We start from the raw sequence: 566 nt of genomic DNA on the forward strand, positions 1-566 counted from the left end.
CATTGATAAGCATATATAATGAAATAGAAAGATTATTAGACGAGAGAATAACTAAAGAAGAGCTTGAAGAGGCAAAAGAGAGCTATAAAAGTTCTATGTCTTTTAGCAAATTCAGTGCAAGTTTTGCTATGAATAAAAATGCAAGAAATGAGCTTTATTTTTCAAAATATTTATCTTATAAAGATTTGTATAATACAATAGATAAAATCAACATAAACGATATAAATAAAGCAATAGAAGATATATTTCAAAATAAAAAGTTTTTTCTCACAGCAGTAGGCCCAAAAGGAACAAAGAAAATTACAGATAAAGTAAGTAAGAAATTAAAACTTAATTGATTAATTTTTAATTTTTTTATTTGTGATGGTTTTTCCAACTGATAAGCGTATACGTATAATAGCTCCAAAAGTTCTTAAAAAGCTGATAATACATTCATAAAAATTATCAAAATATAGCTGTTTATGTATATACTGAAACAACTATATTTTATTCATATTCCAAACATATAAAGCKAAAGCACTTGCACTTTTTGGTTCTTTGACGAAGTCCGCACCGCGACCAAAGGG

At 26.5% G+C, this 566-nt stretch carries 1 pseudogene; it reads left to right on the forward strand.

What is annotated here, in order from left to right:
* A pseudogene (locus tag GQX97_RS14300) lies at positions 1–338 on the forward strand (insulinase family protein); the annotation flags it as partial.
* Between the last annotated feature and the right edge of the window lie 228 nt (positions 339–566).

Source organism: Brachyspira sp. SAP_772, from assembly GCF_009755885.1.
Taxonomy (GTDB): domain Bacteria; phylum Spirochaetota; class Brachyspiria; order Brachyspirales; family Brachyspiraceae; genus Brachyspira.